The sequence below is a fragment of the Plesiomonas sp. PI-19 genome, assembly GCF_021368255.1.
GTDB classification, from domain to species: domain Bacteria; phylum Pseudomonadota; class Gammaproteobacteria; order Enterobacterales; family CAMTGL01; genus Plesiomonas; species Plesiomonas shigelloides.
The window spans coordinates 543,313-563,816 of sequence record NZ_JAJNMQ010000001.1 but is presented as its reverse complement, the minus strand read 5'-3'; the positions used below and the strand labels follow the sequence as shown (position 1 = coordinate 563,816).

Below are 20,504 nucleotides of genomic sequence, written 5' to 3'. Positions count from 1 at the left end.
GTGATGAATCTTGATATCGCTAAATACCCTATGCTGGCACTGACCAATACGCCAGAAGAATTACGTCTGTTGCCGAAAGACAGCCTGCCACAGCTGTGCGCGGAGCTGCGTGAATATCTGCTTAACTCTGTCAGCCGCACCAGTGGTCATCTGGCGTCTGGCCTCGGCACGGTCGAACTGACCGTGGCGCTGCATTATGTCTACAACACCCCGTTTGATCACTTGATCTGGGATGTGGGCCATCAAGCCTATCCGCACAAAATTCTGACCGGCCGCCGTGATCGCATGCCGACCATTCGCCAAAAAGGCGGTCTGCACCCGTTCCCGTGGCGCGAAGAGAGTGAGTTTGATGTGCTGTCAGTCGGCCACTCCTCCACCTCGATCAGTGCAGGTCTCGGTTTGGCTATTGCCGCCGAATACGAAGGCAAAGGGCGTAAAGTGGTATCCGTAATTGGTGATGGTGCCATGACCGCAGGTATGGCGTTCGAAGCCATGAACCATGCAGGGGATCTCCATCCTGACATGCTGGTCATTTTAAATGACAATGAGATGTCAATTTCGGAAAACGTCGGCGCCCTGAATAACCATCTGGCGCGCGTGTTGTCTGGCTCGCTGTATTCCAGCATCCGTGAAGGTGGCAAAAAAGTGCTGTCTGGCCTGCCGCCAATCAAAGAGCTGCTCAAGCGTACCGAAGAGCACATCAAAGGGATGGTGGTACCGGGCACGCTGTTTGAAGAGTTGGGCTTTAACTACATCGGCCCTATTGATGGTCATAACATCGATGAATTGGTGCATACGCTGAAAAATATGCGCGGTCTGAAAGGCCCGCAGCTGCTGCACGTGATGACCAAAAAAGGCAAAGGCTATGCGCCAGCGGAAAAAGATCCGATTGGCTATCATGGCGTGCCTAAATTCGATCCGGCCCAAGACAGCCTGCCGAAAAGCAGCGGCGGTCTGCCAAGCTACTCCGCCATCTTTGGCGATTGGCTGTGCGAAATCGCGGCCAAAGATCAGAAACTGATCGGAATTACCCCCGCGATGCGCGAAGGCTCCGGCATGGTGCGCTTTTCTAAAGAGTACCCAAAACAGTATTTCGATGTGGCGATTGCTGAACAGCACTCCGCCACCTTTGCCGCCGGCTTAGCCATCGGTGGCTATAAGCCGGTGGTTGCGATTTATTCCAGCTTCTTGCAACGCGCCTACGATCAGGTGATCCACGATGTGGCGATCCAAAATCTGCCGGTGATGTTTGCTATCGACCGCGGCGGCATTGTCGGCGCGGATGGTCAGACGCACCAAGGCGCGTTTGATCTGTCATTCCTGCGCTGCATCCCAAATCTGGTGGTGATGACGCCAAGTGATGAGAACGAGTGTCGGCAGATGCTGTACACCGGTTATCAGCACTCTGGTCCATCGGCGGTGCGTTATCCACGTGGCACCGGCACTGGCGCGATCTTAGAGCCTCTGGCGGCCTTAGAGTTGGGTAAAGGGGTATTGCTGCGGGAAATGAGCGCCTCTGCCGATATCAATCAGCCGCATATCGCATTCTTGAACTTCGGTACACTGTTACCGCAAGTGATGGAAGCGGCGCAAGAGCTCAATGCCAGCGTTGCCGACATGCGTTTTGTTAAACCGCTGGATACCGCGCTGGTCTTGCAATTGGCCGCCGAGCACGATGTGCTGGTGACGGTTGAAGAGAACGCCATCATGGGCGGTGCGGGTAGCGCGGTGAATGAAGCCTTGATGGCGGCGGGCGTGTGTAAGCCGGTGTTGAACCTCGGTCTGCCGGACTTTTTCATTCCGCAAGGCTCTCAAGATGAAATTCGCCATGACTTAGGTCTGGATGCGCAAGGTTTTGTGCGTCAGGTTCGTGAGTATTTAGCGCAGCGCGCTACTCTGCAAAAATAAATTTCGGCCTTTCGCTCATTAAAAAAACGGCGCTTATCGCGCCGTTTTTTATTGTCATCAACATTAGCCGTGGTGTCGCCGCCGTGCATACCCTAGTCGGCTATTAGGCCTGCCTAAGTTACACCAACCTAAGTTACGCCCACCACTGTGCACCCAGCCATAAAAAGGCCGCGGCGATGATCCCAGCAATCACATCATCAATCATGATGCCAAAGCCGCCATCCACTTTGCGATCAAACCAGCGGATAGGCCATGGTTTTACCATGTCAAAAAAGCGGAACAGCACAAAGCCGGTCAGCACCCACTGCCACGTCATTGCCGGCAAGGCCAGCATGGTGATAAACAGACCGACAAACTCATCCCAGACAATCGCGCCGCTGTCATGCACCTGCATGTCACGGGAAGTTTTATCGCACAGGTACACCCCAACGATAAAGCTCAGCACGATGGCCAGCAAATACCACGGCAAGCTCAGGTGCGCTAACAACCACCACACCGGTACCGCAGCCAGTGTTCCCATGGTGCCGGGTACTACCGGCGATAAGCCACTGCCAAACCCCAGCGCCAAAAAATGCACTGGATTGCGTAGCGACACTTTATCCAACCCTTCGCGCATCATCAGCCTCCGAAATGGTCAAAACCGTGCAGATCGAGCGCTTGCACTTCGCCATCACGGATAAACTCCAGACGACCATCTTGCGCCGTGATCTGACCGATACAGCTATAGCTTACGCCGAGATTCGCCAGCGCTGTATCCAAACGCAGGCGATTGACTTCCGGCACCGTAAAGCACAGCTCATAATCTTCACCGCCCGCCAGCGCCCACGCTTGTGCTTGCTCAAGGTCAGTGACGCTACGTAACGCCGGTGAGTACGGCAGTTTATCCAGCTCGACCCGCGCGCCGCAGTGGCTGCGTTTTAAGATATGGCGCAAATCCGACGCCAAACCATCGGATAAATCCAGACAGGAAGAGGCAATACCCGCCAATGCTTGGCCGACTAAAATGCGTGGGCTGGGGCGTAAATGCCGCTGCAACAGATAGGTGCGAGCCTCAGGATCGCTCACCTGCAAGCGCTGTTGCAAAATCGCCAATCCTGCGGCGCTGTCGCCCGGCGTGCCGGTGACATAAATCCAATCGCCCGGATGCGCGCCACTGCGGGTCAACGCCTTGCCATACGGCACCTGACCGAATACGGTCAGCGTCAGGCTGAGTGGGCCTTTGGTGGTATCGCCACCCACCAGCTGCACACTGTAGTAATCGGCCAGCTCAAACATACTACGGCTGAACTCAGCCAGCCACGGCTCTTGCACCTCGGGTAAGGTGATCGCCAATGACAGCCACGCTGGGGTCGCCCCCATCGCCGCCAAATCACTCAGATTCACCGCCAGTGCTTTATAGCCCAGATCCGCCGGATCAATATCCGCTAGGAAATGGATGCCACACACCAACGTATCGGTACTGACAGCCAATTGCTGGTTTTCTGCCAGTGTCATCAGCGCACAATCATCGCCGATGCTGAGCTGCACGTCTTTACGCGAAGCTCTGTCACGCGTGAAATAACGCGCAATCAGGTCAAATTCACCACAAGACATAAATCAATCATCAATCAGCGGGATAAAAAAAGCCGGCAATGCCGGCTTTTTTTGAATTACTTACGAACCTGCGGGGCTAGTTTGTCCAGCACACCGTTCACAAACTTGTGACTGTCTTCTGCACCGAACATCTTGGCCAGTTCAATCGACTCGTTGATCACCACTTTGTACGGTACGTCTTGACGCTTGGTCATTTCATACACGGACAGGCGCAGGATAGCGCGCTCAATAGGATCCAGCTCATCAATCGCACGGGAAAGGTGTGGAGCCATTACACGATCCAACTCTTCGTGATGCAGGGCCACGCCGACCAGAAGATCGCGGAAATAGGCAATATCCGTGCCTTTCATATCCTGATCCGTCAGGAACTGTAACTCTACATCGGCGACGTCGTTCTTGGAGATCTGCCAGGAATAGATGGCTTGCACGGCACACTGGCGTGCACGACGACGTTCAGCTGGTTTCATGGCGGGTTTCACACTTTCCCCCTTCAGGACTCTCAAATTGCATTCAATACGTTAACCATTTCCAGCGCAGTCAGAGCAGCTTCTGCACCCTTGTTACCGGCTTTAGTACCGGCACGATCAATGGCTTGTTCAATGGTTTCAGTCGTCAGCACGCCGAAGGCAACCGGAATATCCGATTCCATCATGACCTGAGCCAGACCTTTGCTGCACTCACCGGCCACATATTCAAAGTGTGCCGTGCCGCCACGGATCACGGTGCCCAGAGCGATAATCGCATCATAGTTACCGGTTTTAGCCAGACGACGGGCAATCAGCGGTAACTCGTATGCACCCGGTGCACGTACCAACGTGATATTGTCATCAGCAACCTGACCGATGCGCTTCAGTGCATCCAGAGCACCATCCAGCAGGCTTTCGTTAATGAAGCTGTTAAAACGTGCAACAACTACGGCAACACGTGCTTGCGGGGCGGCTACAGAGCCTTCAATTACCTTCATGATCCTTCCTGTTGCTCATTCCGGCTGACGATAAGGCGCCGGATTCTATCACAGTATTATCAAGTGTGCAGAGCTTGCTCGGTCACTCTCGACAGATTCGTTTTATTTTATCTGTAAAAACGGGGCAATGCTGCGCTTCAGCGCAGAAAACCACTGCGGGCCAGTAAATCCATACTCACCCCACCGCTGTTAGCCGCTGACGACTCCGCCGCACGCTCACCGAGCAGCAGACGCTCTAAATAACGGGCAAGTAAGTCCACTTCAAGATTAATCTTACTGCCGGTTTGCCAGTTCAGCGTGGTAGTTTCCTGTTGGGTGTGTGGCACCAAGGTTATCTTGAAATCGGCGCCGTCTACCGCATTGATGGTCAAGCTGATGCCATCTAGCGTTACCGAGCCTTTTTCCGACAGATAACGCGCCAGCTCTGCCGGTGCGCGCAGCCAAAACTCAATGGCGCGCCCTAAATCTTGCCGACGCAGCACCTGCGCCACGCCATCGACATGGCCGCTGACCAGATGTCCACCCAAACGGGTATTGAGAGTCAGGGCTTTTTCCAGATTCAGCGCTTGGCCAGCACGGTAATCGGCAAACGCACTGCGCTGCAAGGTCTCCAGCGATAAGTCCGCCTGATAGCCTTGCGCCGTGAGCGCGACCACAGTCAGGCACACACCATTGGTGGCGATACTGTCGCCTAAGCGCACATCACTCAGATCCAGTTTGCCACTGTTGACCGTTACCCGCACATCGGCCCCTTGCGGGGTCAGCGCGGCAAGGGTTCCCACCGCTTCAACAATTCCTGTAAACATAGGAGGTTATCCGTATGATCCGCCGTGGCGCACGCTTGCCCGCACACCGCGACAGGTAAAATCCAGTGCTGGCATATTATCGCGCAACTCAGTATTGCGGTAGCATTATCAGCCGTAAATCCTCACCGACTTGCTGCACATCGGCAAAGCGAAATTGCGGTGCCTGCGCCAGTGATTCTAATCCCGGCAATGCGATCAGACCGCGCGCACTGTCACCGAGCAATTTCGGCGCCAAATACAACACCAGCTCATCCACTAAGCCCGCCGCAAACAGTGCACCCGCCAGTTGCGCGCCGCCTTCAACCCACACCTGATTGATCTGCATCCGGCCCAGTTGCATCATCAAGGTCACCAGGTCGACTTTCCCTTCACGGTTCGCCGGCACAGTCAACTGGCGCACCGTTTCCGGCCAATCTTGAGTATCGGCGCTCAACCGCGCCAAGCACACCTCACCATCGACCTGCACCAAGCGATGCTCAGGACGCACCTGATTGCGGCTATCCACCACCACCCGTAATGGCTGGCGCAGGGCCGCGCTCGGATAAGCGGCCTGAATATCCGCCGGCAAATCGGCATGCCGCACATTGAGTGACGGATCGTCAGCCAGCACGGTGCCACTGCCGGTCAGGATAGCGCCGGCTTGAGCGCGAAACACCTGCACATCACGACGCGCCGCAGGGCCGGTGATCCACTGACTCTCGCCCGAGGCCATCGCGGTACGGCCATCGGCGGATGCCGCCAGCTTAAGCTGAATATACGGAAAGCCGGTACGCATGCGCTTGAAAAAACCCTTGTTCAGCGCTTCGGCCTCGGTTTGCAGTACCCCGTGCTCCACGGCAATGCCAGCTTGCTGCAACCGATACAACCCGCGCCCCGCCACGGCGGGATTGGGATCTTGCATCGCGGCCACCACGCGGCTCACGCCAGCGGCAATCAGTGCATCGGCACAAGGTGGTGTGCGGCCATGATGACTGCACGGCTCCAGCGTCACATAGGCGGTAGCACCACGTGCCTTGTCACCGGCCATACGCAGCGCATGCACCTCGGCATGCGGCTCGCCCGCACGCTGGTGATAGCCTTCACCGACAATCTCACCGTCACGCACAATCACACAGCCCACATTCGGATTCGGTGCCGTCGTAAAACGGCCATGGCGCGCCAGCTCCAGCGCCCGCGCCATATACTGCACATCATTCATTGCTTCAACTTCCCTTGCGGTCTGAGCTTATCAACCCAAACTCTTTCTGGTGCGACAGCGTATCAAACTGCCACTAACTGCTTGCAGTTTGGCACCATCAGCGCAGAAATCCAATCCTTGGCATCACGCGTCACCGCGTTCAGCACTTCCAATTTCGTCCGCCGCAGTGAGCGACAGAAAAAAAACCGGCGCAAGGCCGGTTTTTGCATGCGTGTTATCTTTCATCGCAAGAACTCGATCAATTGATAACAGGCTCAATTGATATCAGGATGCTGCGCAATCAAGCGTTGGCGCTGCGCACCGAGGGTCGCAATCTGCACATTGAGCGCCTCAATTTTCTGCTCGATAGTGTCGTATTGCTCTTGCAGCAACTCGCGCGCCTCGGCTTTATCCGACGCCGCCGGTGTCGCGCCTTTTAAGGGCAAATTGGCCGTTTCTTTCATCAAAATACCGGTGATCAAACCCACCACCGCAATGGCCATCAAGTAATACGCCGGCATATACAAATTCTGTGTCACTTCCACCAGCCAGGCACTCAAGGTGGGTGTCAGACCGGCAATCAGCACCGAAATATTGAACGCAATCGCCAGTGCACTATAGCGAATTTTAGTCGGAAACATCGCCGGTAAGGACGACGCCATCACCCCGGTAAAGGCGTTCAATAGCACCGCTAACACCAATAAACCGGCAAAAATCAGCACCAGTGAGCCGCTGGTGATCAACATAAAACAAGGCACCGCCAACAGCAGCAAACCAATGCTGCCGCCAATCACAAACGGGCGTCGACCAAAGCGGTCACTCAGTAGTCCAATCACCGGCTGTACAAACAGCATCCCCAGCATCACCACAATGATAATCAAGATCCCGTGATCTTCAGGGTAATGCAGGTTATGCGACAGATAACTTGGCATGTAGGTCAGCAGCATGTAGTAAGTGACATTGGTGGCAATCACCAGCCCCACACAGCTGAGCAAACTGCGCCAATGGCCACGAGCAATCTCCGCAAATGACACCGGCTGCGGCGCGTCGGCAGCACTGTGTTGTTGCAAATTTTCACTGTGCTTTTGAAACGCAGGCGTTTCTTCTAATGCATGGCGCAAATACAGGCCAATAACCCCGAGCGGTAATGCTAGGAAAAACGGCAGTCGCCAGCCCCACGCCATAAAGCGCTGCTCGCCCAATACCGAAGAGAGCACCACCACAACACCAGCGCCCAGCACAAAGCCAGCAATCGAGCCAAAATCCAGCCAACTGCCCATAAAGCCGCGTTTTTTATCTGGCGAATATTCCGCCACAAAAATGGCCGCACCGGAGTACTCTCCGCCGACCGAAAAACCCTGCGCCAGCTTAGCCAGCAGCAATAAAATCGGCGCCCAAATACCGATACTGTCATACGACGGAATCAGCCCAATACAAAAGGTGCTGATCGCCATGATAATGATGGTGATGGCCAAAATTTTCTGTCGACCATATTTATCGCCCAGCGCACCAAAGAAGATCCCGCCCAGCGGGCGTACCAGAAACGGTACTGAAAATGTCGCCAGCGCGGCAATCACCTGCACCCCAGGTGTCGCGCCGGGAAAAAAGATCTGCCCAAGGGCATACGCCACAAACCCATACACCCCGAAATCGAACCACTCCATGGCATTACCCAGAGCGGCTGCAGTAATGGCTTTTTTCAGTTTAGCGTCATCAATAATAGTAATATCTTGAATTTGTAGTGGTTTTACCTTCTTCCCTCTTAATCGCATTAAGATCCTACCTCTTTTTTGTACCGTAAAACGTACAGCAAATTTATTCGTAACGGATACGCATGCAGCTAGCAGCCATCGAGTTGCCATAGATAAACGGCAGCCCTTAACCGGCCAAACGGTCAGACACCTCCCACGCGGAGGAACAAAACATCACAGGCTTTTTGCGAATGCAGCAGTACTGCGGGTACCGGCATTACCAGAAATACCGGATCTGGCGAACACGCCAAAAGAAACCGGAATGGCATTGCAGAGCACACACCCCATTCGGAGTTATGGCGTTACGAGCGATGAACCTGTTTCGAGCCATTGCGGTCACGAAAGGCCGTATCCGCTCTTATTCAGAGGGGGTGGATACCGCCGAATCTCAGGTCCAAGTGCTGTATAGAATACTGTATGATGATTGATTTTTCAAATTAACGCATGATTTCGTCAGACATTACGCCCTGTGTCATGCGTAAACAACCTGTTCACATAAAAAGACAACGCATTGTTTTTAAATTGGTTTTATGCGAAATAGCCACTGTAAAGAACGGTTATCTAGACTAGGTTCATCTAATCAAAATTGCATAATTAATGCATAAAAATAAAGGCGTTCGAGGGGACAAAAAGACAAGAGACAAGAGACAAGAGACAAGAGACAAGAGAGTATGCCGCTCCTCGGCAATCCAGCAAATGGGCGCAAGGGAGATAATCTCCCCCTTGCGCCACGTAACACTCAATCCTGCAAGCGTGCGATTTCCTCGCCAAATTCACGGATATCTTCAAAACTGCGATACACCGAGGCAAAGCGGATATAAGCCACTTTATCCAACTGTTTGAGCGCATCCATCACTAGATTGCCCACCAGCTTGGCCGGTACTTCCCGCTCACCGGTTGCCCGCAAACGGCTTTTAATATGGCTGATCGCCTTTTCCACATCATCGGCACTCACCGGACGCTTTTCCAACGCCCGCAACATGCCATTACGCAGCTTGTCTTCGTTAAACGGCTCGCGGATATCATTGCTCTTGATCACCCGCGGCATCACCAATTCGGCAACTTCGAAGGTCGTAAAACGCTCATTGCATTCCAGACACTGACGGCGACGGCGAACCTGTGTTCCATCCGCCACCAGACGTGAGTCGATCACCTTGGTGTCCACGGCGGAACAAAAAGGACAGTGCATACAGCCTCCCGTACGGCAATAATCAGATTCGTACACCGTAGTGTACTCTGAGGGCGCTATACGGCGCAAAAAATCCGTTATTCTCGACGCCAGAAAGGTCAAACATAGCGATTTATGCTGCGTAATCCGCCAACGGCATGCTAACCGACATAAAAAAACAGGTGACCGAAGTCACCTGTTTTCTGTACGTTTCGCAACGGATTGCTGTTACTGACGAGCAACAATCTTGCCGTCTTCCATCTCCAGCTCGACCGGTTTGCCCGGTAACAGAGCGCCAGACAGAATTTGCTGTGCCAGTGGGTTTTCCACTTCCTGTTGCAGAGCACGTTTGAGCGGACGCGCACCGAAAATCGGGTCGTAGCCGGCTTTAGAGATGTGCTCCAGCGCCGCTTCGCTCATGTGCACCTGATAACCACGCTCTTCCAAGCGTTTGTACAGGCGTTGCAACTGGATGGCCGCAATCGACTTGATCTGATCGCTACCCAGTGGATGGAACACCACGGTTTCGTCGATCCGGTTGATAAATTCCGGACGGAAGTGACGGCTCACTACGCTCATCACCAACTCTTTCATTTCACCGTAATCCAGCGTACCAAACTGCTCCTGAATCAAATCAGAGCCCAAGTTAGAGGTCATGATCACCACGGTATTACGGAAATCAACCGTACGCCCTTGACCATCAGTCAGACGACCATCATCCAGCACTTGCAGCAAGATGTTGAACACATCCGGATGCGCTTTCTCCACTTCATCCAGCAGGATGACAGAGTATGGACGACGACGTACCGCTTCAGTCAGGTAACCGCCCTCTTCATAGCCCACATAACCTGGAGGCGCCCCGACCAGACGAGACACCGCATGTTTTTCCATGAATTCAGACATATCCAGACGCACCATGGCATCATCGCTGTCGAACATGAAGTTAGCCAGTGCCTTACACAGCTCGGTTTTACCCACCCCGGTTGGGCCTAAGAACAAGAACGAACCAATCGGACGATTTGGGTCAGCCAAACCGGCACGGCTACGACGGATTGCATTCGATACCGCTTCCACCGCTTCGTTTTGACCAATCACGCGTTTATGCAGCTCTTGCTCCATACGCAATAACTTATCGCGCTCACCTTCCAGCATCCGCGCAACCGGAATACCGGTGGCTTTCGACAGCACTTCGGCAATCTCAGTATCGGTCACCTTGTTACGCAGCAATTGCAGATCGTGCGTATCGGTCTGACTGGCGTTTTCCAGCTCTTTTTCCAAGGCTGGAATTTTACCGTACTGCAGCTCAGACATCCGGGCCAAATCACCAGCACGACGTGCTTGCTCCAGATGAGTACGCGCTTGCTCTAACTCGGCTTTAATGTGCTGAGTACCGGACAGCGCCGCTTTTTCTGCCTTCCAGACTTCGTCCAGCTCGGCGTATTCGCGCTCTTTGGCTTCCAGCTCTTCGTTCAGCATGGTCAGACGCTTACGGCTTGCTTCGTCCGACTCTTTTTGCAGCGCTTGCTGCTCAAGTTTCAGCTGAATAATCCGGCGGTCTAAGCGATCCAGTGGCTCAGGTTTCGAGTCAATCTGCATCCGGATGCTAGACGCCGCTTCGTCAATCAGGTCAATCGCTTTATCTGGCAACTGACGGTCGGCAATGTAACGGTGCGACAAGGTTGCCGCCGCCACAATCGCTGGGTCGGTGATCTGCACGTGGTGGTGCAGCTCATACCGCTCTTTCAGACCACGCAAAATGGCGATGGTATCTTCAACACTTGGCGGCGCCACATACACTTTCTGGAAACGACGCTCTAATGCTGGGTCTTTCTCAATGTATTGGCGATATTCATCCAGCGTGGTGGCACCCACACAGTGCAAATCACCGCGCGCCAGTGCCGGTTTGAGCATGTTGCCCGCATCCATCGCGCCATCGCCTTTACCGGCGCCGACCATGGTATGCAGCTCATCGATAAACAGAATGACGCTGCCTTCTTCTTTAGCCAGCTCATTCAGCACGCCTTTCAGACGCTCTTCAAACTCACCGCGATATTTAGCACCGGCAATCAGCGCGCCCATATCCAGTGACAACACCCGCTTGTGCCGCAAGCCTTCGGGCACTTCACCGTTAATAATCCGCTGCGCCAAGCCTTCGACAATGGCGGTTTTACCCACCCCAGGCTCACCAATCAATACCGGGTTATTTTTGGTCCGACGCTGCAAGACTTGGATGGTACGGCGGATCTCTTCGTCACGGCCAATCACCGGATCCAATTTGCCTTGCTCAGCACGCTCGGTCAGATCGATGGTGAATTTCTTCAATGCCTGACGCGATTCTTCGGCGTTAGCATCATTCACATTTTCACCACCGCGCATCTGATCGACCGCCGCATTCAGTTTATTTAAGGTCGCACCTTGTTTGCGCAGCAACTCACCGAGTTTGCCGCGCTCTTCTGCTGCTGCCAGAACGAACAGCTCAGAAGAGATAAATTTGTCATTGCGCTTTTGCGCAATTTTGTCACACAGGTTCAGCAGACGCACGGTATCTTGAGACAGTTGGACATCGCCCCCGATCCCTTCGACTTTCGGAATTCGATCCAGCTCCTGATTTAGCTCGGCGCGCACAGCAGCCACATCAATACCGGCACTCGTCAGCAGCGGTCGAACAGTACCCCCTTCCTGATTCAATAATGCCAGCATTAAATGAACCGGTTCGATGTACTGATGATCGCGTCCGAGCGCCAGCGATTGCGCTTCCGACAGCGCAACCTGAAATTTACTTGTAAGACGATCCAGACGCATAACACCTCCAGTCAGGTTGTTGTATGCAAATACTTACTCTCATAACAAGAGATAAGGACTGTTCGGCTCTTTTCAAGTATCACACCTAAAATGTTTTACTCGCCTTATACAATCAGTCTCATTAAATTTCACTCCGCACTGTACTGCCTGTCATGGTTTTTTCTATTACACCCTGCCGCAATTTGTAAAAAAAACAGTGATTCTCCTTCTGGGAGTTTCTGTTACATCTTGTTGTTTTTATTCAACGTTTAAGCATAGAGCTTTCGTGGCTGAAGGCGTAAAAGAGGTGATGTACTTAATCTATTTTGTTGCCTCCCCGTCACCGTACGGCTAGATCGCCCAGATCGCGGGGTTACTAAGGAGATTCATATGTCAGAACATAAATCAGGCTGCTGCCACAGCGAACCAGCGGCGCATCAAGGCCACGGTAAAGAGCCACATACTCGCGAACTGACAACTCAGCATACCGCCGAGCACGTGCATGAAAGTATGCGGGCGCGCTACGGTGAGCCTGCCGGTGAACATGTGCACGACAAAGATCACCACCCAGAGCGCGAACATGAAGAGAGCCATCCACATACTCAGCATGGTGGCGATCCGGAAGGACACAAACACCCCGTTAAACACCGTGAAGGCGCATCCCACAGCGATGAGCGTCACCACCATGTGAAACATCACGACCATAAAATGCCATCTCGTGAGCACCACAAACACGCGCACGATAAAGAATAGCCGCAGTACGGATTTTTTCTGTGCCGAAATGCGGGTATTAATCCATTGCGGTGACATGGTTTTTGTTAACCATGTTCTTGCTAAAGAAACTTTGATTAAACACCTCTTTGGTTAAACACAGCGTTGGCTAAAGATAGCTTCTGTTACATAAGTGCCGATCTCTCCGTTTCGGCCAATAAAAAAGGCACGCCGCAGCGTGCCTTTTTCTTGTTTGAGCTTCCCTTATCTTCCCTTATCTTCCCTAGGGATTTTTCACCAAGGGCGTTTCCCTCAGTGCGTTCCTCACAGGAAGCCTTCACCCAAGAAAATCGAGGGAAACGAGAAACAAGCGATTACTCTTCAATCCAGATCAAGCTGGCCTGACGACCGGTTTCTGACTCCCGACGGAACGAGAAGAAACGCTCAGGATCGCTATAGGTACAATAATCACCACCATAAATCGCGCCAACTCCCGCCGCCAGCAAGCGCTGACGCGCCAGCAGGTACAGGTTGGCTAAGTAGCGATCGCCATGCGGCTGAAACGCCATAGCGGCTGCGGGATTGAACTGGATAAAGCGCTCACGCACCTCTTCGCCCACTTCAAAAACCTGTGGGCCAATCGCGGGGCCCATCCACGCCATCAAGCGCGCTGGCGCGACGCCAAAACGGGCCACGGTTTTTTCCAGTACCCCGTCACACAGGCCGCGCCAACCGGCATGGGCTGCCGCGACTTGGCTGCCATCGGTGCTGCAAAACAGCACCGGCAAGCAATCGGCGGTCATCACGGTACAGACTTGACCGGCAGTGGCGGTAAACGCCGCATCGGCTTGTTTACTTTCACCGTCAGCCAGCGGCAGGGTCAGCACACGTGTACCGTGAACCTGATCCATCCAGACCGGCTCATGCGGCAAGCGCGCAGCGTTACGCAGCAACGCACGGTTCTGATCGACAGCGCTCAGTGAATCGCCCACATGCGAACCTAAATTCAGGCTGGCATACGGACCTTCACTCATCCCCCCGTCACGGGTGGTACTCAGCGCACGCACCTTGGCGGGCGCTGGCCAGTCCGGCTCAATCCAGTTCATCAGTCATCCATCTCGTCTTTGTGCGCCAGCGTATCGGCACGCAGCGCTTCCACCAGCTCTACCATATCCTGTGGAATCGGCGCATGCCACTCCATTTGCTCACCGGTGATCGGGTGCACCAGACGCAGCATAGTGGCGTGCAGAGCCTGACGGTCAAAGCGACGCAGTACCTGCATAAACTCTTCCGACGCGCCCTTTGGCGGACGTGGACGGCCACCGTACAACGGGTCGCCAATCAGTGGATGGCTGATATACGCCATGTGGACACGGATCTGGTGCGTACGCCCCGACTCCAGACGCAGACGCAAACGGGTATGGGCGCGGAAACGCTCCATGATCCGATAGTGCGTAACCGCCGGTTTACCCATTGGGTGCACCGCCATGTGAGTACGCTTACTTGGATGGCGCGCAATCGGCTCATCCACGGTACCGCCTTTGGTCATGATGCCAATGGCAATCGCCTCGTATTCACGAGTGATTTCACGGCGCTGCAGCGCTTCCACCAAGTGGGTTTGCGCCGGAACGGTTTTCGCCACCACCATCAAACCGGTAGTGTCTTTATCCAGACGGTGCACGATCCCGGCTCGCGGCACATCGCTAATCGATGGGCAGTAGTGCAGCAAGGCGTTCAAAATAGTGCCGTCCGCATTACCGGCGCCCGGATGGACCACCAGATCGCGCGGCTTATTAATCACCAGAATATGTTCATCTTCATAAACGATATCCAGTGCGATATCCTGAGCTACCCAGCGTTCCTGCTCTTCGATAACGGTCATGACCGCGATCTGCTCACCGCCGAGGACCTTTTCCCGCGGGCGATCGACGACAGTGCCATCGACCCGTACGCAGCCATCCTGAATCCAGGTTTTGATGCGCGAGCGGGAGTAATCTGGGAACAACTCAGCCAGAGCTTGGTCTAAGCGTTGCCCGAGTTGCTCGTAAGCCACTGTCGCAGTAAGTTCAATTTGTTGTGCCATGTCGCAACTTCTTTATTAACGTTGAGTGTATTAACGTTGGGTTTTAACGGCATGCCGTTTAGAATAGCCGGCAATTGTACATTTTCTTTGCTGGGATCTTAACCAAAAGACTCCCGCAAGCCACTTGAGGATGATCGAGAACGTCATGAAGCGTATTACAGCCCTGATGGTATCAGCTGCTCTTGCCGTCACGTTAGCAGGATGCTCCAACACCAAGGAAACCGTACCGGATGTGCCGCCGTCCGAACTCTATGCCAACGCACAGGCAAAACTGCAAGACGGTAACTTCCGCGAGGCCATCACCCAACTGGAAGCGCTGGACAACCGCTATCCGTTCGGTCCGTATTCCCAGCAGGTACAGCTTGATCTCATCTACGCTTATTATAAGTCAGCCGATCTGGCCTTGGCGATGGCTTCCATCGACCGTTTCCTGCGTCTGAACCCAACTTCGCCTCAGGCGGACTACGTGCTGTATATGCGCGGTCTGACTGATATGGCCTATGATAACAACCTGTTGCACGGCATTTTCGGTATCGATCGCTCTGATCGTAGCCCCGATCACGCCCGTCAGGCGTACCGTGACTTCACCATGCTGATCCAGCGTTATCCTGATAGCCAGTATGCCGCTGATGCCCATGCCCGTCTGGTATTCTTGAAAAACCGTCTGGCCAAGCATGAGCTGTCCGTGGCCGAGTACTATACCAAACGTGGCGCGTATGTCGCGGTGATTAATCGGGTTGAGCAGATGCTGCGTGATTATCCAGACACCCAAGCCGCCCGTGAAGCCCTGCCGCTGATGGAAAATGCCTATCAGCAACTGGGCCTGACCGCTGAAGCGGCCAAAGTGGCGAAGCTGATTGCTGCCAACCCCGTAAGCGCCTAATTCACGCACGAACGTCAGTGTAGTGTAGGTCTCAGTACCGAATTAGCCCCGCACTGACAACGGCGCATTGAAATAAAGAATACCAACGCGTCCCTTGGGGCGCGTTTTTTATTGTCTTTATTTATCCCACCAAATACGTTTTCTGATCGGTTTTTTTATCGTCACCGCAGTGTTTTGCTCGCGCCAACGCCAGCAAACATAGGTAATTAGCCTCTACCAGCAACAGCTCGAGACAACTTTTGCCGCTCAACGACCAGCGAAGGGTGATGTAAAAGGGAAGAGAACCAGCAAAACAACAGAAGGGAATCTTGGTAGGGAATGGCCACTTGTTTAACATTTACTCAAGATGCTGTTTTTAAAACGAAAAAAGACAAAAGCCATCCCGTTTCTTGCGCTTTAACTCTCTCATCCTGCCCCAGTACTCTCGGAACAGCAAGCCCACCGTATCAATTTTACTTAACCAACTCACACTTTGTTTAACAGAATGTTCATTAGCAAAATAATGTGATCTATATCACACTTTATTTATCCATCTTAAGTATTCTGAAGCTAAGCCCAATGGCGGGATAGACAAGAGGTAAGCCTATGAAAGTTAACATTACTAGCAAACAAATGGACATCACTCCGGCTATCCGCGATCATGTCGAAGACCGTCTGACCAAACTGGAAAAATGGCAAACTCCGCTGATTAAACCACACGTGATCTTGGGGAAAACGCCAAAAGGTGAATTTGTCGCCGAAGCCAATATCGGCATTGCCAATGGTCAGCTGGTTGCCAGCGCCGAACACCATGATATGTATGCAGCCATTAATGAGATGCTGCTGAAACTGGAACGTCAGTTGAACAAGCTGCAACACAAAGGCGAATCGCGCCGTTCAATGCAGAGCGTGAAAGAAGCAAACCGTCTGCAGGAAGAAGAACTGGCTGAAAAAATTGCTGAAGAGGACGATGCTGAAACCACGCTATAACCAATAACATGACAAACGACATTGTCGATAAATGATTCAGTCATAGTGGTTATCTGGTCAAATTTCAGGAGAGCGCACCCGTAAGGGTGCGTTTTTCGTTATCTGGCTCGCAGCCTACCGCGCCCACTTTCCCGCCCGCGCTCGCGGCACCGATAAATCCGTTGACAAGCACACGCCCTTCTGGCTACTTTAAAACCACTTCACACGTTCCATTGCCTGTTTCTTATCGCCAGTGAGATTTTTTATGCCTTTGTTTTTCATGGTTTTCTTTTTCAGCTTTTTTAGCCGCCCACACTAGGAGGCCGCTTCGTTACGCGCAAAAGAAAACCAAGACGAACAAAGCAGCCTCCCACCTCGGGGGGCTTTTTTTTACCCGTTTCACGCACAGCAAGGATGTACACCATGAGTCAGGACTTAACCCAAATCCGCCAGCACATCAGCCAGTTGGACCGCTCGCTGCTCAAACTGCTGGCCGAGCGCCGCCAACTGGCCCTGGATGTGGCCCGCAGCAAGGAAAAGAGCCTGACTGCGCTGCGCGATACCGAACGCGAGCAAATTTTACTCAGCGCACTGATCCAGCAAGCCCATGAGCTACAGTTAGACCCGCATTATGTCACCCAGATTTACCACACCATCATTGAAGATTCGGTGTTAACCCAGCAAGCCTACCTGCAACAACAGCTCAACCCTGCGCAAACCCAACAGCATAAAATCGCCTTTCTCGGCATGCGCGGCTCTTACTCCCATCTGGCGGCGCGTAAATACGCCGCGCGCCACACAGGCCGTTTGGTGGAGATCAGTTGCCGCACCTTTGATGAAATTCTCAAACAAGTTGAACAAGGCCAAGCCGATTACGGGGTGCTGCCGATTGAGAACACCAGCTCCGGCTCGATTAATGACGTGTACGATCTGCTGCAGCACACCCAGCTGTCGATTGTTGGTGAGCTGACCCACCCGATTGAGCATTGTTTATTGGTCGCGCAAGAGACCAGTGCCGATCAAATTCACACCGTCTATAGCCACCCGCAACCGCTGCAACAATGCAGTCAGTTCTTGGCAACGCTGGGTCAGGTGCAACTGGAGTTCTGTGAAAGCTCTTCGCACGCGATGCAAAAAGTGGCGCAATTGCAATCGCCGCACGTGGCGGCAATCAGCAATGCCGAAGGCGGTGAGTTATACGGCCTGCACGCTCTGCAAGGCAATATCGCCAATCAGCAGGAAAACATCAGCCGCTTTATTGTGGTCGCCCGCGAGCCGGTGGAGGTGGCGGCACAAGTGAGCGCCAAGACCACCTTAATCATGTCCACCGCCCAGCATGCGGGCTCACTGGTGGAGGCGCTGCTGATTTTGCGCGATCACGGCATCAACATGAGTAAGCTTGAGTCACGCCCGATCAACGGTCGCCCGTGGGAAGAGATGTTTTATCTGGATGTGGAAGGCAATCTTAGCGAAGCGCGTATGCAATCGGCGCTGCGCCTGTTAAGCCGCCAGACCCGCTATGTCAAAGTGCTGGGCTGCTACCCATCAGAAACCGTGATCCCAACCGAGGTACCGCCAGAAGCGCATATTCCACACTCACGCGAAGCGATGCATCTGAGCGCGCAGCCTATCTTAGGACATGGTATTGAGCGCGGCGTGCGCGCCACTGCCACCGAGGATACGCACGATCTCGACGCTGCGCCGTGCCGTAATGTCCGCATTGGCGCTGTCACTCTCGGTGGTCAACAGCCGTTTCGGGTATTTGCCGGCCCGATGCATGGCGCAAGCCGTGAGGCGCTGCTGCAAAGCGCTGCCACCGTTAAACAATTTGGCGGCGCCCTGTTCAGCTTACCGTTGACCTTGGCCGAAGAGGCACAGGCAAACAGTGGCGCGCAACAAGCTCTGACCGATTTGCTGCGCGATATTAGCCGTCGCTATCAGTTACCGTTGCTGCTGCCAGTGACCACCACCACGCACCTGACCACGCTGGCGGCTAAAGCCGATTTACTGTACATCCCGCCTCAGGCAATGCACAACACCGCGCTGCTACACGCTGCCGGAAAAACGCCATGTCCGGTGATGCTCAGTCGCGCGCCAGACATGGATAACGCCGCCTTGCTCGCGGCGGCCAATACCGTGCGCAGCCAAGGCAATCAGCAAGTGATTTTTTGTGAAACGGGGAGCCAGCGCACCACAGAAAGTGCACCGTGTTGGGATCTGGTCACCACCGCGCAGCTATGCCAACAGGCAGACATGCCGGTCATAGTAGCACCGAGCGTATTTGCCAGCGATGCCCGCTTATTACCCGCCTTGGTACAAGCCGCGCGCAGTGCTGGCGCGCACGGCGTACTGCTGCCGCTGGCGTTGCCGGGAGATGCGTCAATCACCGCTGAAACCGACTCAACTGCCGCTCTGGATGCTCTGGCCTTCGGGGAACTGATGCAAACGCTGCGCTAACATGCCATCAACGGCAATAAAAAAGCGGCGCACTGCGCCGCTTTTTTATCTTGTGCTCTCGTGGTTATCGCATGATTAGCAAATATGCTGAGTTCAACCGACTATTCTGGCTAGCCGATTTTTGGACTATTAAGCACGATGCACCAACGAGTCATTGGCTTGGCGCAGCAAAACGCGGCTTTCGGCCTGAAACTGCTCGGCATACTCACCAAACCATTGTGCTACCTCGGCAAAACGCTGCATGAAGGCCGATTTGTCGTGGTGCTCCAGCAAGCTAATCGCCTCACCAAAGCGTTGATGGAAACGCCGGATCATCGCCAGATTCTGCGGCTGAGCCAGAATAATGTCAGCGTACAGCTGCGGATCTTGGGCAAACAATCGCCCAACCATCGCCAATTCCAAACGGTAAATCGGCGATGACAGCGCCAACAACTGCTCTAGGTCAGCATTTTCCTGCGCCAGATGCGAGCCATAGGCAAAAGTCGCAAAGTGGCGTAATGCCTGAATCAGCGTCATGGCTTGGTCATGCTGCGCCGCTGGCAAACGGTGTACCCGCGCGCCCCAGATTTTGATCTGCTCCAATAGCCACGCATAAGCTTCTGGCTCGCGGCCATCACAGGCCACCACCACTTGCTTGGCCAGACTCGACACATCCGGGCCAAACATCGGGTGCAAACCCACCACCGGCCCACGGTGAATTTCCAGCATCGCTTGCAGCGGTTGCTGTTTCACCGAGGTCAAATCCGCCAAGATGCAATCTTCCGGCAACTGACGCAGCCGACCAATCACCTCTTCGGTCAAACAGATCGGCACGCTCACCACCACCATGCCCGCATCCGCCAACAAATGGTCGGCGTCAGCCCAATCCTCTTTTTCCAGCACTCGAACCTGATAGCCAGACAACGTAAATAACTGGCAGAACAGCTGACCTAGTTGCCCACGGCCACCTATCACCACAATCGGTCGCAGCGCAGGATGCACGGTCTTAAAACCGCTGTCATTTTCGCTGGAGTAAGACTCGCGCATCACGCGGCGCAGAATATCTTCAATCAGATCCGGCGGCACGCCCAAGCGCTGCGCTTCCGCACGCCGCGCGGTCAGCATGCTGGCTTCGCGCTCCGGAACATAAATTGGCAGGCCACAGCGACTTTTCACTTCGCCCACCTGTTTTACCAGCTCCAAACGCCGGGCTAACAAGCCCAGCATCTCCTGATCTACAGCATCGATTTGATCGCGCAGTTGTGCCAGTTCTGCCACCATGGTGTTTCCTCTTG

General features: G+C 53.8%; 17 protein-coding genes, 1 pseudogene and 1 other annotated feature. Of the genes and pseudogenes, 6 read left to right on the top strand and 12 right to left on the bottom strand.

The features are described 5' to 3' along the window. The first annotated feature begins 3 nt into the window (after window positions 1–3). Window positions 4–1,908 (top strand): 1-deoxy-D-xylulose-5-phosphate synthase, encoded by a 1,905-nt coding sequence (gene dxs / locus LQ901_RS02565; protein WP_010864312.1) that lies wholly within the window; start codon window positions 4–6, stop codon window positions 1,906–1,908. A gap of 133 nt (window positions 1,909–2,041) precedes the next feature. On the opposite strand, the gene pgpA is transcribed toward dxs, so the two are convergent. The 9 genes from pgpA to clpB form a co-directional block, all read right to left on the bottom strand. Next, window positions 2,042–2,527 carry a phosphatidylglycerophosphatase A gene (gene pgpA / locus LQ901_RS02560; RefSeq protein ID WP_370586010.1) on the bottom strand — a complete coding sequence of 162 codons (486 nt, stop codon included), beginning with the start codon at window positions 2,525–2,527 and terminating at the stop codon, window positions 2,042–2,044. Further along, window positions 2,527–3,501: a thiamine-phosphate kinase gene (gene thiL, locus LQ901_RS02555; RefSeq protein ID WP_064978082.1), complete on the bottom strand. Its 975-nt coding sequence runs from the start codon at window positions 3,499–3,501 to the stop codon at window positions 2,527–2,529. Before thiL ends, pgpA begins: the two co-directional genes overlap by 1 nt. Window positions 3,502–3,557: 56 nt before the next feature. Then, window positions 3,558–3,968 carry a transcription antitermination factor NusB gene (nusB, locus tag LQ901_RS02550; RefSeq protein ID WP_010864315.1) on the bottom strand — a complete coding sequence of 137 codons (411 nt, stop codon included), beginning with the start codon at window positions 3,966–3,968 and terminating at the stop codon, window positions 3,558–3,560. Between the two features lie 32 nt (window positions 3,969–4,000). Next, a complete protein-coding gene (ribE, locus tag LQ901_RS02545) occupies window positions 4,001–4,465 on the bottom strand; it encodes a 6,7-dimethyl-8-ribityllumazine synthase (protein WP_010864316.1) in 465 nt (154 codons plus the stop codon). Window positions 4,466–4,602: 137 nt separating this feature from the next. After that, a complete protein-coding gene (locus LQ901_RS02540) occupies window positions 4,603–5,271 on the bottom strand; it encodes a riboflavin synthase (protein WP_010864317.1) in 669 nt (222 codons plus the stop codon). 88 nt (window positions 5,272–5,359) lie between these two features. After that, window positions 5,360–6,469, bottom strand: a complete 1,110-nt coding sequence (gene ribD / locus LQ901_RS02535; RefSeq protein ID WP_039045511.1) for a bifunctional diaminohydroxyphosphoribosylaminopyrimidine deaminase/5-amino-6-(5-phosphoribosylamino)uracil reductase RibD — start codon at window positions 6,467–6,469, stop codon at window positions 5,360–5,362. A 254-nt stretch (window positions 6,470–6,723) separates the two neighbouring features. Further along, complete coding sequence (gene proP, locus LQ901_RS02530; RefSeq protein WP_010864319.1) at window positions 6,724–8,220, bottom strand: glycine betaine/L-proline transporter ProP; 1,497 nt, start codon at window positions 8,218–8,220, stop codon at window positions 6,724–6,726. A gap of 718 nt (window positions 8,221–8,938) precedes the next feature. Beyond that, entirely contained in the window at window positions 8,939–9,388 is a 450-nt protein-coding gene (gene nrdR / locus LQ901_RS02525; protein WP_010864320.1) for a transcriptional regulator NrdR, read from the bottom strand. Window positions 9,389–9,595: 207 nt separating this feature from the next. Next, window positions 9,596–12,169 (bottom strand): ATP-dependent chaperone ClpB, encoded by a 2,574-nt coding sequence (gene clpB, locus LQ901_RS02520; RefSeq protein ID WP_010864321.1) that lies wholly within the window; start codon window positions 12,167–12,169, stop codon window positions 9,596–9,598. Between the two features lie 369 nt (window positions 12,170–12,538). On the opposite strand from clpB, the gene LQ901_RS02515 reads away from it, so the two are divergent. Continuing rightward, window positions 12,539–12,901, top strand: coding sequence for a hypothetical protein (locus tag LQ901_RS02515; RefSeq protein ID WP_010864322.1), 363 nt, complete (start codon window positions 12,539–12,541; stop codon window positions 12,899–12,901). A 332-nt stretch (window positions 12,902–13,233) separates the two neighbouring features. Here LQ901_RS02515 and yfiH read toward each other — a convergent pair whose 3' ends face one another. Further along, a complete protein-coding gene (gene yfiH, locus LQ901_RS02510) occupies window positions 13,234–13,965 on the bottom strand; it encodes a purine nucleoside phosphorylase YfiH (protein WP_047706661.1) in 732 nt (243 codons plus the stop codon). Next, the gene (gene rluD, locus LQ901_RS02505) at window positions 13,965–14,942 is read right to left on the bottom strand and encodes a 23S rRNA pseudouridine(1911/1915/1917) synthase RluD (RefSeq protein WP_064978084.1); all 978 of its coding nucleotides are present in this window, start codon (window positions 14,940–14,942) and stop codon (window positions 13,965–13,967) included. The genes yfiH and rluD overlap by 1 nt, the downstream gene beginning before the upstream one ends. Window positions 14,943–15,087: 145 nt before the next feature. On the opposite strand from rluD, the gene bamD reads away from it, so the two are divergent. The 4 genes and pseudogenes from bamD to LQ901_RS02485 all read left to right on the top strand — a co-directional run bounded on the left by bamD (window position 15,088) and on the right by LQ901_RS02485 (window position 19,230). Further along, window positions 15,088–15,825: an outer membrane protein assembly factor BamD gene (gene bamD / locus LQ901_RS02500; RefSeq protein WP_010864325.1), complete on the top strand. Its 738-nt coding sequence runs from the start codon at window positions 15,088–15,090 to the stop codon at window positions 15,823–15,825. Between the two features lie 585 nt (window positions 15,826–16,410). After that, entirely contained in the window at window positions 16,411–16,794 is a 384-nt protein-coding gene (gene raiA / locus LQ901_RS02495) for a ribosome-associated translation inhibitor RaiA (RefSeq protein WP_233671946.1), read from the top strand. A gap of 237 nt (window positions 16,795–17,031) precedes the next feature. After that, window positions 17,032–17,166, top strand: a sequence feature (Phe leader region). A gap of 30 nt (window positions 17,167–17,196) precedes the next feature. Then, window positions 17,197–18,336, top strand: a pseudogene (gene pheA, locus LQ901_RS02490) (bifunctional chorismate mutase/prephenate dehydratase); the annotation flags it as partial. Window positions 18,337–18,381: 45 nt separating this feature from the next. Beyond that, on the top strand, window positions 18,382–19,230 hold the full coding sequence (locus tag LQ901_RS02485) for a hypothetical protein (RefSeq protein WP_255698510.1): 849 nt from the start codon (window positions 18,382–18,384) through the stop codon (window positions 19,228–19,230). 129 nt (window positions 19,231–19,359) lie between these two features. On the opposite strand, the gene tyrA is transcribed toward LQ901_RS02485, so the two are convergent. Next, complete coding sequence (gene tyrA / locus LQ901_RS02480) at window positions 19,360–20,490, bottom strand: bifunctional chorismate mutase/prephenate dehydrogenase (protein WP_039045506.1); 1,131 nt, start codon at window positions 20,488–20,490, stop codon at window positions 19,360–19,362. Window positions 20,491–20,504 lie beyond the last annotated feature (14 nt).

What these genes read in the sequence shown, in the direction of transcription:
- raiA (WP_233671946.1), top strand. Translation starts at nt 16,411, where the DNA reads ATGAAAGTTAACATTACTAGCAAACAAATGGACATCACTCCGGCTATC.
- LQ901_RS02540 (WP_010864317.1), bottom strand. Translation starts at nt 5,271, where the DNA reads ATGTTTACAGGAATTGTTGAAGCGGTGGGAACCCTTGCCGCGCTGACC.
- ribD (WP_039045511.1), bottom strand. Translation starts at nt 6,469, where the DNA reads ATGAATGATGTGCAGTATATGGCGCGGGCGCTGGAGCTGGCGCGCCAT.
- nusB (WP_010864315.1), bottom strand. Translation starts at nt 3,968, where the DNA reads ATGAAACCAGCTGAACGTCGTCGTGCACGCCAGTGTGCCGTGCAAGCC.
- thiL (WP_064978082.1), bottom strand. Translation starts at nt 3,501, where the DNA reads ATGTCTTGTGGTGAATTTGACCTGATTGCGCGTTATTTCACGCGTGAC.
- rluD (WP_064978084.1), bottom strand. Translation starts at nt 14,942, where the DNA reads ATGGCACAACAAATTGAACTTACTGCGACAGTGGCTTACGAGCAACTC.
- clpB (WP_010864321.1), bottom strand. Translation starts at nt 12,169, where the DNA reads ATGCGTCTGGATCGTCTTACAAGTAAATTTCAGGTTGCGCTGTCGGAA.
- yfiH (WP_047706661.1), bottom strand. Translation starts at nt 13,965, where the DNA reads ATGAACTGGATTGAGCCGGACTGGCCAGCGCCCGCCAAGGTGCGTGCG.
- pgpA (WP_370586010.1), bottom strand. Translation starts at nt 2,527, where the DNA reads ATGATGCGCGAAGGGTTGGATAAAGTGTCGCTACGCAATCCAGTGCAT.
- nrdR (WP_010864320.1), bottom strand. Translation starts at nt 9,388, where the DNA reads ATGCACTGTCCTTTTTGTTCCGCCGTGGACACCAAGGTGATCGACTCA.
- tyrA (WP_039045506.1), bottom strand. Translation starts at nt 20,490, where the DNA reads ATGGTGGCAGAACTGGCACAACTGCGCGATCAAATCGATGCTGTAGAT.
- LQ901_RS02515 (WP_010864322.1), top strand. Translation starts at nt 12,539, where the DNA reads ATGTCAGAACATAAATCAGGCTGCTGCCACAGCGAACCAGCGGCGCAT.
- dxs (WP_010864312.1), top strand. Translation starts at nt 4, where the DNA reads ATGAATCTTGATATCGCTAAATACCCTATGCTGGCACTGACCAATACG.
- LQ901_RS02485 (WP_255698510.1), top strand. Translation starts at nt 18,382, where the DNA reads ATGCATCTGAGCGCGCAGCCTATCTTAGGACATGGTATTGAGCGCGGC.
- ribE (WP_010864316.1), bottom strand. Translation starts at nt 4,465, where the DNA reads ATGAAGGTAATTGAAGGCTCTGTAGCCGCCCCGCAAGCACGTGTTGCC.
- bamD (WP_010864325.1), top strand. Translation starts at nt 15,088, where the DNA reads ATGAAGCGTATTACAGCCCTGATGGTATCAGCTGCTCTTGCCGTCACG.
- proP (WP_010864319.1), bottom strand. Translation starts at nt 8,220, where the DNA reads ATGCGATTAAGAGGGAAGAAGGTAAAACCACTACAAATTCAAGATATT.